The following is a 264-nucleotide window of genomic DNA, read 5'->3' on the forward strand; positions in this document are numbered from 1 at the left end:
AGCAATGGGCTCAAAATCCCGTGCTTAAGAAATAATGGCCGCGGCAAACGCGCCGTTAGTACATGGTTACTATGGTGATAAACAAGACCCTGCTTTTTTGCAATCTGAGGCTAAAAAAATTGGTTACCCTCTTCTTATCAAAGCGGCCTTTGGAGGTGGCGTTAAAGGGATGCTATTGGTAGAAAAGAAGAAAGACTTTATTACTGCACTTGAAGGCGACCAACGTCAAGCAATTCCCCCTTTAGGAAACCATCTAGTCCTATA

At 43.6% G+C, this 264-nt stretch carries 1 pseudogene; it reads left to right on the forward strand.

From position 1 onward, the window contains the following. A pseudogene (locus tag CWC30_RS18055) lies at nt 1–264 on the forward strand (ATP-binding protein); the annotation flags it as partial.

The sequence above is a fragment of the Pseudoalteromonas sp. S4741 genome (assembly GCF_005886135.1).
Lineage (GTDB): Bacteria > Pseudomonadota > Gammaproteobacteria > Enterobacterales > Alteromonadaceae > Pseudoalteromonas > Pseudoalteromonas tetraodonis.